The organism is Nesterenkonia sphaerica, from assembly GCF_005771565.1.
GTDB classification, from domain to species: Bacteria; Actinomycetota; Actinomycetes; order Actinomycetales; family Micrococcaceae; genus Nesterenkonia; species Nesterenkonia sphaerica.
Genome location: NZ_VAWA01000021.1, coordinates 1 through 14971 on the forward strand (window position 1 = coordinate 1; position 14971 = coordinate 14971).

The following is a 14971-nucleotide window of genomic DNA, read 5'->3' on the forward strand; positions in this document are numbered from 1 at the left end:
GTGGTCATCGAAGACCTGGTCGCCCAGCCCACGATCCTGCGGGAGTAAGCATCGATCACAAAGGCGGTGTAGACGAACCCCGCTGACGTTCTGACGTAGGTGATGTCAGCTACCCACAGCACCCCAGGTGCGGGTGCTTTGAAGTTGCGCTCCACCAAATCAGGACGATGATCCGGCACCGGGGCAGGGACCGTGGTGCGAGGTTTCCGGCCCCGCACGGCTCCTGTGATCCCGGCTTTGCGCATCAGACGGTAGGTCTGGTCCCGGCCGATGTCCCAGCCTTCTCGGCGCATCGCGTGCCACATCTTCCGCACCCCGTAGACGCTGTAATTCTCCGCGTAGATGCGCTGGATCTCAGGGATCAGCATGTCGTCTTTGAGGTCTCTGGCCGAGCGGACCCTGGTCTTGGCTGCCCGGTAGCCGCGAGAGGTGATGAACCCACCTTCTGCTTCGCTGAGGACGCGGCAGATGCGCTCGACCCCGAAACGATCCTTGTGTGCATCGATGTAGCGGATCATCTCGTGGTGGGACGGTCGAGCTCCGCGGCGAAAAACGCCGAAGCGCTCTTGAGGATCTCATTAGCGCGTTTGAGTTCCCTGACCTCGCGACGCAACCGTGTGAGCTCAGCGAGTTCCTGACTGGTGGCCCCAGACTCCTCGCCGGCGTCCCGGCGGGCCTGCTTCGCCCAGTTATTCAACGTATGCGGCGAAACACCGAGCTTCTCACCGACTGCTGCAGCCGCGCTCCACCGAGATGACTCCTCAATACGCCGATGGTCCTCCATCATCCTCAGAGCACGCTGCTTGAACTCCGAGGTATACCCCGTCCTAGTGCTGGTCATGGTCCAATCCTCCTGAATCAAATAGGACGGAACCAAACCCAGTACGGTTCACAAAGAGTTCCGCGACGATGTGGTCCGCGTTGCCCAGAACAGGGACGAGAACACCACGCTGGCCGAAGTAGCTGCTGATTTCGGTCTGCATGAAGGGACCATCCGCAAATGGGTTCGCCAGGCCGAACTGGACGCCGGAAACCCCAATGATCGCAAACCTGGCCTGACCACTGAGGAGAGGGACGAGCTGCGCGCCCTGCGCCGCCGCAACCGCACCCTGGAGCAGGAGCTGGAGGTGATGCGACGGGCTGCTGCCTACTTCGGTCAAGCTCAGATCCCGTCAAAATGACGCTTCTATGCCTTCTGTCAAGCCATGCGAGTCTTCAGCTCTCGGTAGAGGGCTCGGCAGATGTAGCGTTTTAGGCATCTACGGATCTCTCGTTTGCTCAGCCCTTCAGCTTGTCTTCTGGCCACGTAGTCCTGAGTCGTGGGGTCACAGCTGATGCGGGTGCGGGTGATCACTTCGATAGCCCTGTTGAGTTGGCGATCGCCAGATCGTGAGAGGCGGTGCCTAGTGGTGTTCCCAGAGGACGCGGGCAGTGGTGATATGCCACCGAGTGCCGCGAAGGCAGCTTCTGAGCTGATCCGCCCGTGGTGGGAGTAGACGGTGACGAGGATCGCTCCGGTGACTGGGCCGACTCCTTGAATCTCTTGGAGTCCAGGGGCCAAATGCTCGGTGAACTTGGCGAGCTTTTGGTGGTTTTCCTCCAGTAGCCGAGTCTGCTCGATCACGGTCGCTGCCAGCCGTTTCGCTTCACTTCGTAGAGGCTCAATGGCAGGGTCGGTGACAACTCGCCATCTAGCAATAGCAGCAATTTGGGTGTCTTTTAGTGGGCGGCGGGCATCGACGCCCAGCTCGAAGCTGCGCAGCAGAGCGGTAAGAGAGTTGCGGTTGGCTGTGCGCTGTTGATCGATTAATGATCGAGAAGAGAGAAGTACGCGCAGAGTGGCTCGTTCACCGGAAGCGCGGGGTTGGGCAAGAGATTCCACATTGCTACGCAGTACTCGTCGTGCGGCGGACTCGGCATCGATTGTGTCAGATTTTCCGGTGTGTGCGTGTTCTCGCTTAGGGCCAGGGCGGACTTCGGTGACTTCGATATCGGCTGCTCTGAGAGACATGGTGATGCTGGCGCCGTAGGATGCGGTACCTTCGACTGCAGCCAGAATGTTGCCGTTCTTGCTGCGCCGTTGGATCCAAGTGATCGCCCGCGCGTTGCCGGGCTTTGAGGTCGGAAACTGGGCGCTGTCAATGATCGCGCCGGTACGGGAGTCGATCAGGCAATAGGTATGGGTTCGGGCATGGGTGTCGATGCCCACGATGTAGTCGAAAACTTCAGGGACTGGAATCATGATCATCCTCTAAGGACATAGAGCGGATAAGGTCTGCCCGGCTCGTGTGGTCGCTCAGAGTCCACATCTGTAATGAGTCACGGCCACCGTTTCATTGGCGGTCGGACAGGCTTCTAATTAAGGCATCTGTGCGCAGAAGCCGAGCCCGTCCCAGCGCGGACACGTCATTTTAAAGACACCTCTTGAATCGGAGGGTCGGAAATACCCGGGGTCACGCACTAGGACTGAACTCAGCATCTCAGCCAGCCACAGGTCGGCCACTACCCATTACAGAAGTACCCGCTCGTCCGCGATCTCGCCGCTTCAGGAATCCCTGTGGCGGTGACGTCCCGGGTGCTGAAGATCGCCCGCCAGCCCTATTACCGGTGGCTGGCCAACCCCATCACTGACGCAGAGTGGGAAGAAGCTCACCGGCTCAACGCTCTGATCGATGCCCACCGCGATGACCCCGAATTTGTGTACCGATACCTGGCCGACGCCGTGGAGGAGGTCGCCGGGGTCCACATGGCCCACCGCACCGCCTGGCGGCTGTGCCACACCCAAGGGGTCTTCTCGGTGATCAGCAAGCGTAAGAAGGGCAAGGGGACCCGTCCGGGCCCGCCTGTCCACGATGATCTGGTGCAGCGGCAGTTCAGCACCGTGAAGAAAGTCAACGAAGTGTGGTTCACCGATATCACCGAACACCACACCGGTGAGGGCAAGCTGTATCTGTGCGCGATCAAAGACGCCTGCTCCCGGAGGATCATCGGCTATTCCATCGACACCAGGATGAAGTCCTCACTGGCGGTGCGGGCCCTGAATAACGCCGTGGCGAACAGAGCTCGATCTGGCGCTGAGGTGGGCGGATGCATAGTCCACAGCGACCGCGGGTCTCAATTTCGAGCAAAGAAGTTCCTCCGGGCTCTGGAGCATCACAGCCTGGTCGGCTCGATGGGCAGAGTCGGTGCTGCCGGAGACAATGCCGCGATGGAGAGCTTCTTCAGCCTGCTGCAGAACAACGTCCTCGACGCGAAGCCCTGGGCCACCCGCGAGGAGCTTCGGAGCTCTATAGTCCGGTGGATCGAGAGGACTTATCACCGAAGAAGGAAGCAGAAGGAACTCGGGAAATTGACCCCGGTCAAGTTCGAGGAGAAACTACTGACCCAGGCCCTGACTCTAGCGGCCTGAACAGGAAACCCAACCTGTCACCCGTTCCTGCATCAGCCCCGGCATCAACAGTCCAACGTGATCCTCACCCAACCGAATAATCTGCGCAGGTTCGGTGAAGGTCTCTCTGACGAAGGCCGGCGCATCGAGCTTGTCGTGCAAAATGCGGGCGTATTGCCAGAACGCCTGGTCGATCAGGTAATCAGTGTCGGCGTAGATCGTAGTGACTGTGATGTGCCCTTCGGGTTCGGAGCCGCACAATACATTGGGGCCAAGCACGACGACATCACCTACGGTCACGGGTTTCTGCCCGAACTCACTGAACAAGATCGCCGAACCATCACGTACAATGATGACCTTCACGCAGTCGAATGCCAATGGTCCGATGGGTCGATGTACCGTTTGGGTCCGAGCGAGGAGAACTTGGTACTCGACCAAATCTCGCCTCATCGATGTACCTGACGCCGCTGAGCCTGGTATTCGGTGAGTGGGAGAGCACCTGTTCATTTGCGCTCACGACTCGCTCATCGGGTCGGAGCGCTGGTTGCCATCCGACATCCGAAGGGCTCTGGCGCCCTTGCCCCTGCAAGCTAAGTGCTTGGATCGCCCTCTTGCGGACAGTGGGGCCATGATGCCGGTCTCATGCTCTACGATCCACCGGAGTTACGGCCGAGTCGCACGGTGAAGACCCAGTGGAGGGTTTGGCAGCAGCGTCGCACGGTGAGGCTGAGGTGCCCGTGTTCGGCGAGGGTCTGCAGGCTGCGGGTGGTGATGCTCATTGCTGTTGCTCCTGGCTCATGACTTCACGAGGCGTGCGATCGCGGCTGAGGCCTCGCGGAGTTTCTGCTCGGCGTCGGCGGTATCGGTTTCGATGGCGTTGGTGACGCAGTGTTTGAGGTGGTCATCGAGCAACCCCAGCGCGACGTTGTTCAGCGCGGAGGTGATCGCGCTGATCTGAGTGAGGATGTCGATGCAGTAGTTGTCCTCGTCGATCATGCGGTGGATGCCACGGGTCTGGCCCTCAATGCGCTTGAGCCTGGCGAGATAGCGGTTCTTGTCGCTGATGTAGCCGTGGCCGGTCGCCGCCTCTTCAACGGTGGGTGCGGTGGTGGTCATGATGTGTCCTTATCTGTCAGGAGCGGTCGAGGATTCTGTCGGTGCTCGCTTCGGGGGTGAGGTCGAGGCGGCGCAGCAGCTGAGCATTCAACGCCACGACGACGGTGGAGACCGACATGAGGATCGCGCCGATGCTCATCGGCAGTACGAACCCGACCGGGGCCAGCACGCCGGCGGCCAGTGGGACGGCGGCGAGGTTGTAGCCGGCGGCCCACCACAGGTTCTGCTTCATCTTCCGGTAGCTGGCACGGGAGAGCTCGAACACCGAGAGCACCGAGCGCGGATCAGAGGAGGCCAGGATCACCCCCGCGGAACCAATGGCCACATCGGTGCCGGCGCCGATGGCGATACCGACATCGGCTTGGGCCAGGGCGGGGGCGTCGTTGACACCATCACCGACCATCGCGACCTTGCGACCCTCGTCCTGGAGCTCTTTGACCTTGGCTGACTTGTCTTCCGGGCGGACGCCTGCGAAGACCCGGTCGATACCCAGGTCTTTGGCGACGGTCTCTGCCACGGCTTGGGCGTCTCCGGTGATCATGACCACCTGCACCCCGCGGGCGTGGAGGGCATCGACGGCGTCGCGGGACTCAGGCCGGATCTCATCGGCCAGGCGCAGCGCTCCGATGACTTCTCCGTCGGCGAGGACGTGGAGGATGATCGCTCCTTCCTCGCGCCAGGTGTCAGCCACCGGCAACTCGTCTCGATTCTGCTGTTCGAGCAGATACGGGCCACCGACCTCGACCACCACTGAATCGACGGTGGCTTTGACCCCGACAGCCGGTGAGGAGGAGAAGTCCGAGGCCCTGGGCACCCGGAGCTCCTTGTTGCTGGCGGCACCGACAATCGCTCGGGCCAGTGGGTGCTCACTGTCTGCCTCAGCGGCTGCGGCCAGCGCCAGCACCTCATCCTCATTGCGTCCCCCGACCGGCTCGATGGCGGTCACGGTGGGCTCACCCTTGGTCAGGGTGCCGGTCTTATCAAAGAGCACCGAGTCCACGGTGCGCATCGACTCCAGCGCGAGACGATCCTTGACCAGCACCCCGCCGCGGGCGGCTCGTTCGGTGGCAATCGAGACCACCAGCGGGATTGCGAGGCCGAGTGCATGCGGGCAGGCGATCACCAGCACGGTGATGGTGCGCACCACCGCGGCATCGGGCATCCCGAGCAGCGCCCATGTGATCGCGGTGATCACCGCAGCCCCCAGGGCGAACCAGAACAGCCAGGCCGCTGCAGTATCGGCGATCCTCTGCGCGCGGGACGATGACGCCTGGGCATCAGTCACGAGCTTCTGGATTCCTGCCAGGGCGGTGTCATCCCCGATCGCGGTGACCTCGACCCGGACTCCGGAGTCGGTGGCGACGGTGCCGGCGACGACGTGGTCGCCGGTCTCACGCCGTACTGGCTTGGACTCCCCGGTGACCATGGACTCATCCATGGACGCCGAGCCGTCGACGATCTTGCCGTCGGCCGGTACTGAGGAGCCGGGACGGACGATCACCACATCCCCGACGGCGAGGTCGGCCGGGGCGACTTTCACCACGTCGTCGCCGTCGACCTTCTCGGCCTCATCGGGCAGCAGGGCGGCAAGGGAGTCCAGCGCCGAGGTGGTCTGGGCGAGGGAGCGCATCTCGATCCAGTGACCCAGCAGCATGATCACCACCAGCAGGGCCAGCTCCCACCAGAAGTTCAGCTCATGATCCAGGATATGCAGGGTCGCGCCCCAGGAGGCGATGAACGCGACCGTGATCGCCAAGCCGATCAGCAGCATCATGCCCGGTTTGCGCGAGCGGATCTCGCTGACCGCACCGGTCAGGAACGGCCAGCCGCCCCAGAAGTAGACGATGGTGCCCAAGATCGGGGAGACCCACCACACCCATTCGGCCTCGGGCAGGTGGTAGCCGACCAGGTGGGCGAACATCTCATTGAACCCCACCACCGGGATCGCCAGGGCGAGCATGATCCAGAACAACCGGCGAAACTGCCCCACATGATCCCCATGACCCGCGTGCCCGCCATGACCGCCGTGTCCAGCGTGTCCGGCGTGGCCACTGTGGTCGTCATGACCGCCGTGGTGCTCATGACCGTTGTGGCCGTGGTGGTCGTCATGACTGCTGTGTCCATGGTGACCGTGATGACCGTGGCCGTGATGCTCAGACCGGTCGTCGTGCATCGTGTGCTCACCACCATGGTCGTGGTGGTGGCCACTGTGTGTGTTGTTCATGCCTGTCTCGTTTCTCCTGTTCGGTTCGACCCGTGCTCGCCTCCGTGGTTCGGCGGTGGGTTCAGCTCGTGGGTTCGATCTCGCTTTCAACGACCCACTTGTGATTGGTCATGGTCATGCCGTCGGCCTCGTAATCAACGACGTAGACGGTCTCGTCGGTGGAGGAGGCGATCGTCGCGGTGACGCCTGCCATGCCCTCCATGTGATCGGCCAGCAGCACCACCTCGGCACCGTCGGCGAGACGCTCGTCACCGGCGTCCTCGATTTCCTCCTGCACGACCCACTGGTGATCGGTGACGGGTTCGCCGCCTTCGGGGGTGTAGTCGACGGAGTAGGTGTAGGTGTCGTAGGCGCCGACGATGGTCGCGGTCGCGCCGTCCATGCCGTGCATGTGATCTGCGGTCAGCGTCACCTCCGAGCCGATTGGGTATTCGGGGTCGGCGGCCTCGGTCATACCTTCGGGCACCGGTCCGCCGTCAGTCGGGTGTTCCATATCGCCGTGGCCTCCGTGGTCGTCGTGTTCTGCCGACGGCTCTGAGGTCGTCGGTTCATCGTTATCTGCCGAAGCACAGCCGGCCAGCATCAACGCGCTGCACAGTGCTGCGGCTCCCAGGGTGAGTCTCAGTTTCTTCTTCATGTGTCTGGTCCTTGCTTTTCTGCGTTGGCTCCGCTGGCGGTGGCCACAGGGCGCCGAGTGGTGGATTCCGCGCTTGCCGGTAGAGCTGCGTTGGCAAGCGCGGAATCCGTTGTCCCTGTGCGGTTTCAGGCCGCGTTGGCGTACCGGTCGGGGTCGGCGTCGAAGAGCGGGCCGCAGGCCGCGCAGCAGAACCAGTACCGCTCACCCTCGTAGTCGCGGTAGAGCCCGGCGGCCTCAGCGTCTGACTTGAGGACCGGGGTGCCGGCCATGACCAGGCACTCGGTGACATCGTCGCTGTTCGCCTTAGCGAGGTCCTCGGTGTTGGGAGCGTGGCCGCCGCAGCCGCCAGAGGCGCTGCCGTGGTCGTGATCGTTTCCGTGGTTGTGGTGGTCGTTTGCAGTCATCGTGAATGGTGTCCTTTCTGATTTGATGACGGGTTCTTCTCAGACCTGCGCCGGCTCGCGTGCCGGGACAGGGGCACTGTCTGCTGGGGTGTTCTGGTTGTCGGCCTTGGCCTTGAACCTGCGCAGCCTCAGGCTGTTGGAGACCACCGAGACGGACGAGAAGGCCATGGCCGCTCCGGCGAGCATCGGATTCAACAGCCCGAAGGCCGCAATCGGGATGGCGGCGCTGTTGTAGCCGAAGGCCCAGAACAGGTTCTGCTTGATCGTGCGCAGCGTGCGCCTCGCGAGCCGGATCGCATCCGCGGCCGCCCGCAGGTCACCGCGGACCAGGGTGATATCAGCGGCTTCGATGGCCACGTCGGTGCCGGTGCCCATCGCCAGGCCGAGGTCGGCCTGGGCCAGGGCGGGGGCGTCGTTGACACCGTCGCCGACCATGGCCACGACCTTGCCTTCGCCCTGGAGGCGGGCGACGACGTCGACCTTGTCCTTCGGCAGCACTTCGGCGATGACCTCGGTGATGCCGACCTCGGCGGCGACCTGCTCGGCCACGGTCTGGTTGTCCCCGGTCAGCAGCACCGGAGTGAGCCCCAGGTCCTTGAACTGGCTGATCGCCTCAGCACTGGTGGGCTTGATCTGGTCAGAGACCACCAGCACCCCGCGCGCCTGGCCGTCCCAGCCGACGGTGATCGCGGTCTTGCCCTCGGACTCTGCGGCCTGCTTGGCGGCCTTGAGTTCCTCGTCGAGGTGCATCGACCAATCAGCCAGCAGCGCCTCTCGGCCGGCGACCACGGCGTGACCGTCGACGACGCCTTGGACGCCCTTGCCCTCGATGTTGTCGAAGGACTCCGGGGCGGGCAGTTCACCGACCTGTGCGGTGGCTCCGGCGGCGATGGCCTGGGCGATCGGATGCTCGGAGTAGTCCTCGAGGCCGCCTGCGATGCGCAGCAGCTCATCACGGCTCACGCCTGGGGCGGGGAGCACATCGGTCAGGGTCATCTTGCCGGTGGTGACGGTGCCGGTCTTGTCCAGCACGATCGTGTCGACCTTCTTCGTGGACTCCAGCACCTCGGGGCCCTTGATGAGCACGCCCATCTGGGCTCCGCGTCCGGTGCCGACCAGCAGCGCGGTCGGTGCGGCCAGGCCCATCGCGCACGGGCAGGCGATGATCAGCACCGCCACCGTCGCAGTGAACGCCGCGCTGACCGGGAAGCCGGCCATCAGCCAGGCACCCAGGGTGGCGACCGCCACAGCGATCGCGATCGGCACGAACACACCCGAGACCCGATCGACCAGGCGCTGAATCTCGGCCTTGCCCGACTGGGCGTCCTCGACCATCTTCGCCATCTGCGCCAACTGGGTATCCGAACCGACCCGGCTGGCCTTCACGACCAGGCGACCACCGGCATTGACCGTGGCACCGGCAACGGTGTCACCCACGCTGACCTCAACCGGCACGGACTCGCCGGTGAGCATCGAGGCATCGATAGCCGAGTTACCGGAGGTGATCACCCCGTCAGTGGCGATCTTCTCACCAGGCCTGACCACGAACTCGTCACCGACCGACAACTCATCGATGGAGACGCGTTCTTCCTTACCGTTACGCAGGATCGAGACTTCCTTCGCGCCCAGTTCCAGCAGGGCACGCAGGGCGGCCCCGGCTTGACGTTTGGAGGTCTTCTCGAAATAGCGGCCCAGCAGCACGAAGGTGATCACCCCGGCGGCGACCTCCAGGTAGATATGTCCCAGTCCGTCGCTACGGGAGATAGTCAGCTCGAAGGGGTGGACCACCCCGCGGTCTCCGGCGGTGCCGAAGAACAATGCGACCAGTGACCAGATCAGTGCGGCACTGGTACCCACCGAGATCAGCGTGTCCATCGTGGCCGCACCGTGTTTGAAGTTCGCCCAGGCGGCCTTGTGGAAGGGCCATCCGGCCCACACCACCACCGGGGCGGCCAGAGCGAGGGACGCGAAGCCCCAGAAGTCGAACTGCAGCGCCGGAATCATCGCCATCAAGATCACCGGCACCGCCAGGATCGCCGAACCGATCAGCCGCTGTTTCAGCACCCTGATCTCGGCATCCTCGCGAGACTCGCCCTCCTCGGTCGTGCTGGGCTTTTCGCCCTTGGGGGTGGGAAGTTCGGCGGTGTAGCCGGTCTTCTCCACCTCGGCGATAAGCAGGCCCGGGTCGTAGCCCTCGGGGGCGGTGACGCTGGCCTTCTCGGTGGCGTAGTTCACGCTGGCTTCGACGCCGTCGAGTTTGTTGAGCTTCTTCTCGATCCGGTTGGCGCAGGAGGCGCAGGTCATGCCACCGATCTGCAGCTCCACCCCGGTGAGATTCACGTGAGCGCTCGTGTCTTGCGCGCTCGTGCTCTCAGTGGTCATGGTCCTCTCCTTCCTCATTGCCCTCCTGGCCTTCGCCAGAGTCAGTGCTGCTGGTGGTGTCGATCACCAGGGGGGCGGTATGCACCTCACCCTCTACCTGGAAGTCCAGGTAGAGCAGGTACCGGCCCTCGGTGGGGGCGGTGGCCTCGAAGACGATCTCCGGGCCGGAGGTCTCACCGGCATCGGGTGCGTCCCCGTGTGGGTGGACGTGCAGATAGGCCAGGTCCCCGTCGCGCAAAGCCACCAGGTGACCGAATGCCCCCAGGTAGGGCTCCAGTGCAGTTACCGGTTCGCCCTCGCGGGTGACGGTCATCGTCAGCTCAGATGCTGAACCTGCGACGAGGTCACCCTCGACGGCCACGTCGAACCCGTTGACCGAGATCTCCGCTGTGGGCTCAGCCGGAACTGACTCATAGTCGCCGTCGATCTGCACCGTGGTCGACAGGGTCAGGCCCTCCCCGGTTTCAGCGGGCACGAAGTCCGCGAAGACCCGGTACGTGCCGGCCGCCTCCCACTGCCACGGGATCGACCAGGTGCCGTCCTCGTCGCGTTCGGGGTGGACGTGGGCGAAGTGCTGCCCATCAGCCCGAACGGCGATCAGGTGCATCTCTTCTTCGTGATCGAGTTCGAAGTCGGTCACCGGGTGCCCGTCGGGGCCCCGAACGGCGAACGTCAGCTCGCCCTCGTCGCCGGTTCCGGTGGGGGCGCTCACGCTGGTGAGCTGGTAGCCGTCCTGGGCCAGGCCGAGGCCGAGCGAGGCCGCATCGGCCTCGTGGCCCTCATGCCCGCCGTTCATCTGATCTCCTTCGTCGTGTTCGTCTGTTCCGTGGTGGTCTTCTGGGGTCTCTTCGACCCAGGCCTGCACGGTGTCCTCCGGGACGACCGCGTTCGCCGTGAACCCAGCCACGGCGAACACGGCCACGAGGATCAGCCCGTACAGGCCCAGCCGTGCAGGAGCCTTCATGTTCAGCTCCTGACGGCGGTGTAGCCGGCCTCATCGACCGCAGCGATCACCGCGGCATCATCGACGGCCGACTCGGCAGTGACGGCCAGGTGCCCGGTCTGGGCGTTGACCTCTATGCCGGTCACCCCGTCGATCTCGGAGACCTCGCTGCGGATCGCACCTTCGCAGTGCCCGCAGCTCATCCCGGTCACCTGGTACTCAGTCGTGGTTGCCATTATCTCTAACTCCTTCACTCGTGTATGACTTATTCGAGACTATACCCATAGGGGGTATAGGTCAACTGGTGGTCGTGTCAGCGCTCTCGTCGGCTTGTTGCGCTTCGCCGGTGGGGCGGACGTGGCGCAGCCGGGTGGCGGCGATGATCGCCGCCAGGACTGCAATGGAGGCCGAGACGATCGCGGCGGTGTTCAATCCGCCGGTGAATGCCTCCTGCGCTGCGCTGATGAGCTGCTCACCGAGCGCTCCAGGCAGTTCGGCTGCGGTGGCCATCGCGCCGTCGACGCTGTCCGATGCCGCTGCGGCCGCATCGGCGGGCAGTCCGTCGGGCAGCAGCCCGCCGATCTGATTCCGGTAGGCGGCGATCCCCACACTGCCGATCACGGCGACACCCAGGGAGATGCCCAGGTCGTTCGCGGTGGTCGCCAGCCCCGAGGCTCCGCCGGCTTTCTCTGGGGGCACGGAGCTGACGACGAGGTCCGTGGTCAGTGCCATCGACGGAGCGACACCGGGGTAGGTGATCACGAAGGACGCGATCACCAGCGCCAGACCAGTACCGGCGTCGAGCTGGGTGAACAGGATGTAGCCCACGACCTGCGTCAGTAGACCGATCGCGATCACATTGCCGGGACGGAACCTACGGGCGAAGACCGGGGAGAGCGTGGAGACCACGATCAGCACCGCCGCCGCGGGCAGGATTGACAGGCCCGCCTGCAGGGGCGAGAGCTCCTGGACCTGCTGGAGGTACTGGGTGAATATCGAGTACACGCCACCCAGCGCCGCGGCCGAGAGCAGGAACACTGCCAGTGCTCCGGAGACGGTGCGGTTGGCGAACAGCCGCACATCCAGCAGCGGCTTCTCAGCCCGCAGCTGCCGGATAACGAACCACAGCCCGACCAGCGCACCTGCGACCAGAAGTCCGATCGAGGGGCCGGCCGGCTCCTGTGCGGCGAAGCGCTTGACGCCGTAGATGATCGCCAGCAGTCCGCCGACCAGCAGCAGAGCGCTGAACAGGTCGATCTTCGCGTTCGGGTCCTTGTGCTCGGGCAGCAGCAGCGGGGCACCGATGACGACCAGCGCCATGATCGGCACCGCGACCAGGAAGGTGGCCTGCCAGCCGAAGCCCTCCAGCAGCACACCGGAGAGCAGTGGGCCGAGCGCGACACCGGCGGAGATACCGCCGGCCCACACCCCGATGGCCACGCCGCGCTGCTTGGCATCGGCGAAGAGCACGAAGATCAATCCCAGGGTGGCAGGGATCATCATGGCTGCAGCCAAGCCCAGAATCGCCCGCCAGGTGATCATCAGCTCAGCGCTCGTGGTCAAGGATGCCGCGATCGAGACGCCGGCGAAGAGGATCGCCCCGATGATCATGAGCAGGCGCTTGCCGATCCGGTCGCCGAGGACGCCCATGGCCACCAGGAATCCGGCCATGACGAAGCCGTAGATGTCCAGAATCCACAGCAGCTGGGTGCTGGATGGGTTCAGGTCGGCGGCCATGTTCGGCGCGGCCAGGAACAGGATGGTCAGCATCATGAACAGCAGCGTCGAGGGGGTGACCAGCACCGCCAGACCCCACCACTGCTTCGCCCCCGCCTTGGGGGCTGGCGCGTTGGTGGTCTGATTCATGACCGGTCACCTCCCGCGCGTGTCGTGTTAGTCGTTCTCATGGCTCGTGCTCCTTCCTTCGCCTGGCCTTGGGTCGCCAGACGGCTCACCCACCCACAAAATCAAACATGCAAGTCCGACTTATAACGGCTACACTATCTCATACACTCCCGTCCGAGATGAAAGGTGGAGTGATGGCGACCAAGAAGGCCGCTGCTACACGTGAGCGATTGAGCAGTCGCACCGGGAGCCCGGGCACTGGAAGTCGGGGCGCGGCGAACCAGCGTGCCGATGCCCTGCGCAACCGGGCCAAGATCCTGGCTGGTGCAGTCACCGCGATCCGGAAGAACCCTGACGCCTCGGTAGCCGATATCGCTGCCGAGGCCGGTGTGGGCCGTCAGACGCTCTACGGGCACTTCCGTACCCGACCCGAACTCATCGATGCTGCTCTCCTGGAGAGTCTCGAACGCGCCGAGGACGTCTTGAGCGAAATCTCACTCGATGGCGATGCACGTGATGCTTTTCAGCGTCTGGTGGCCTCCAGCTGGGTGTTCGTAGATCAGTCACGCGCGGTACTTGCCGCAGCACAGAAGGAACTCTCCCCAGGCCGGATCCGCGAGCTGCACGAGAAGGCCGAGGCCCGCATGCGGGGACTTCTTGAACGCGGCCAGGCTGAAGGCGCGTTCCGCTCCGATCTGCCGGTGAGCTGGCTGCTGACCACCACCCACGTGGTGCTCAACGGGGCCGCTGAGGAAGTCCGCACCGGCAAGCTCGATCCCGACGACGCGCCGTGGTTCATCGACGCGATCCTGCTGCCAGCCTTCACTCATGACGCCCATTCGGAGCAAGGGCGATGAGCCCGGTCCGCGTCGGCATCCTTGGTGCAGGAGCGGCCGGTGCCGCGGCCGCGAAAACCCTGCAGGCTGTCTCGCCAGAGGTTCAGGCCGATGTGTTCGCCCGCACCGGGGAACAGCCGTTCAACCGCACCCTGGTCAACAAGGGCGTCGCGATCGGCCTACTCAGCCCCGAACAGACGGCTCTGCCAGAGACCGGGGCGGCTCTGGTATCCGACACCGTGCGTGGCATCGACCCCCGTGCACGCCAGGTCCACATCGCCTCTGGCGAGAGTCGCACCTACGACGGGATCATCATCGCCACCGGCAGCCGGCCCCATACCCTAGGAGAAGATGTCCTTGGTCGGAACGATGCCCTGGCCACCGGCAAGCTCACCACTTTGCATTCGCTGACCGATGCCACCGGTATCCGTGACCAGCTCGCGGCACTTCCCGGTTCGGCACGGGTGCTGATTCTCGGCGCTGGGGTACTTGCCGCAGAGACCTCCTCACTGCTGAGCGCCGCTGGACACGATGTCGCCCTGATCAGCCGTTCCACCCTGCCGGGCACCTCAGTATTCGGGGAGCACATCGCCAAGAAACTCCTGGACCTGCACCAGGCACGCGGGGCGACCTACCTGGGTCGCACCATCCAGGCAGTGCGCACCCACCCCGACCACATCAGCATCGTCCTCGACGGCGGGGACCGGGTTGAAGGTGATCTCGCGATCATCGCCCACGGCACCCTCCCAGCAGCCCCCTCACCATGGAACGGACCCGAAGGAATCCCGGTCGATGACCGACTGCGACTACGGCAGGCACCAGATCAGCGCATCTACGCCGCCGGTGGAGTCGCCATCCATGAGCATCCAGACCTCGGCGCGTATCGCATCGATCACTGGGACGACGCCGCAGCCCAAGGAGCCCACGCCGCGAACACGCTGCTGTACGACCACGGCCTCGGTGACGATCCCGGTGCTTACCGCCCGGTCTCGACGTTCACCTCCAGCATCCACGGACACATCCTCGCCGGAGCCGGACACCCGACCCCCGGCAGCACCGCACGACTGATCTCCGACGATCCAACAGTGGTGCTCCACGAACACGCCGGAGCGCCGGTCGCGGCCACCGGCCTCGACACAGTCGCACTCATCCACCAGTGGGCACCTCGCCTGCACCACCAACACACCCAGAACTAG

The 14971-nt window shown here is 64.3% G+C and carries 13 protein-coding genes and 3 pseudogenes; 4 read left to right on the top strand and 12 right to left on the bottom strand.

Translation table 11 applies throughout. The features are described from left to right. A pseudogene (locus FEF27_RS13675) lies at positions 1 to 841 on the bottom strand (IS3 family transposase); the annotation flags it as partial. A gap of 64 nt (positions 842 to 905) precedes the next feature. Between FEF27_RS13675 and FEF27_RS11640 the strand changes: the two are divergent. Continuing rightward, positions 906 to 1181, top strand: a pseudogene (locus FEF27_RS11640) (transposase); the annotation flags it as partial. Positions 1182 to 1198: 17 nt separating this feature from the next. On the opposite strand, the gene FEF27_RS11645 reads toward FEF27_RS11640, so the two are convergent. Then, positions 1199 to 2242, bottom strand: a complete 1044-nt coding sequence (locus FEF27_RS11645; protein WP_138171069.1) for an IS110 family RNA-guided transposase — start codon at positions 2240 to 2242, stop codon at positions 1199 to 1201. A 264-nt stretch (positions 2243 to 2506) separates the two neighbouring features. Between FEF27_RS11645 and FEF27_RS11650 the strand changes: the two are divergent. Continuing rightward, positions 2507 to 3409, top strand: a pseudogene (locus FEF27_RS11650) (IS3 family transposase); the annotation flags it as partial. On the opposite strand, the gene FEF27_RS11655 reads toward FEF27_RS11650, so the two are convergent. From FEF27_RS11655 to FEF27_RS11695, 10 genes are all read right to left on the bottom strand, one after another. After that, positions 3398 to 3751: a hypothetical protein gene (locus FEF27_RS11655; protein ID WP_243729218.1), complete on the bottom strand. Its 354-nt coding sequence runs from the start codon at positions 3749 to 3751 to the stop codon at positions 3398 to 3400. The pseudogene FEF27_RS11650 and the gene FEF27_RS11655 sit on opposite strands and share 12 nt — an antisense overlap. Positions 3752 to 4035: 284 nt before the next feature. Then, the gene (locus tag FEF27_RS13800) at positions 4036 to 4167 is read right to left on the bottom strand and encodes a hypothetical protein (protein WP_272896816.1); all 132 of its coding nucleotides are present in this window, start codon (positions 4165 to 4167) and stop codon (positions 4036 to 4038) included. Between the two features lie 16 nt (positions 4168 to 4183). Further along, positions 4184 to 4504, bottom strand: a complete 321-nt coding sequence (locus FEF27_RS11660; RefSeq protein WP_138171071.1) for a metal-sensitive transcriptional regulator — start codon at positions 4502 to 4504, stop codon at positions 4184 to 4186. Positions 4505 to 4520: 16 nt separating this feature from the next. Further along, positions 4521 to 6677, bottom strand: a complete 2157-nt coding sequence (locus FEF27_RS11665; RefSeq protein ID WP_138171092.1) for a heavy metal translocating P-type ATPase — start codon at positions 6675 to 6677, stop codon at positions 4521 to 4523. Positions 6678 to 6789: 112 nt separating this feature from the next. Continuing rightward, positions 6790 to 7365 carry a YdhK family protein gene (locus tag FEF27_RS11670; protein ID WP_138171072.1) on the bottom strand — a complete coding sequence of 192 codons (576 nt, stop codon included), beginning with the start codon at positions 7363 to 7365 and terminating at the stop codon, positions 6790 to 6792. Positions 7366 to 7490: 125 nt separating this feature from the next. Continuing rightward, positions 7491 to 7769 carry a YHS domain-containing protein gene (locus tag FEF27_RS11675; protein ID WP_138171073.1) on the bottom strand — a complete coding sequence of 93 codons (279 nt, stop codon included), beginning with the start codon at positions 7767 to 7769 and terminating at the stop codon, positions 7491 to 7493. A gap of 39 nt (positions 7770 to 7808) precedes the next feature. After that, a complete protein-coding gene (locus tag FEF27_RS11680) occupies positions 7809 to 10151 on the bottom strand; it encodes a heavy metal translocating P-type ATPase (RefSeq protein ID WP_138171074.1) in 2343 nt (780 codons plus the stop codon). Then, positions 10141 to 11115 (bottom strand): heavy-metal-associated domain-containing protein, encoded by a 975-nt coding sequence (locus FEF27_RS11685; RefSeq protein WP_138171075.1) that lies wholly within the window; start codon positions 11113 to 11115, stop codon positions 10141 to 10143. The genes FEF27_RS11680 and FEF27_RS11685 overlap by 11 nt, the downstream gene beginning before the upstream one ends. Before the next feature lie 2 nt (positions 11116 to 11117). After that, positions 11118 to 11330 carry a heavy-metal-associated domain-containing protein gene (locus tag FEF27_RS11690; protein WP_138171076.1) on the bottom strand — a complete coding sequence of 71 codons (213 nt, stop codon included), beginning with the start codon at positions 11328 to 11330 and terminating at the stop codon, positions 11118 to 11120. A 61-nt stretch (positions 11331 to 11391) separates the two neighbouring features. Continuing rightward, positions 11392 to 12960: an MFS transporter gene (locus FEF27_RS11695; protein ID WP_138171077.1), complete on the bottom strand. Its 1569-nt coding sequence runs from the start codon at positions 12958 to 12960 to the stop codon at positions 11392 to 11394. Positions 12961 to 13133: 173 nt separating this feature from the next. On the opposite strand from FEF27_RS11695, the gene FEF27_RS11700 reads away from it, so the two are divergent. Then, positions 13134 to 13796, top strand: a complete 663-nt coding sequence (locus FEF27_RS11700) for a TetR/AcrR family transcriptional regulator (protein WP_138171078.1) — start codon at positions 13134 to 13136, stop codon at positions 13794 to 13796. Beyond that, the gene (locus tag FEF27_RS11705; RefSeq protein ID WP_138171079.1) at positions 13793 to 14971 is read left to right on the top strand and encodes an FAD-dependent oxidoreductase; all 1179 of its coding nucleotides are present in this window, start codon (positions 13793 to 13795) and stop codon (positions 14969 to 14971) included. The genes FEF27_RS11700 and FEF27_RS11705 overlap by 4 nt, the downstream gene beginning before the upstream one ends.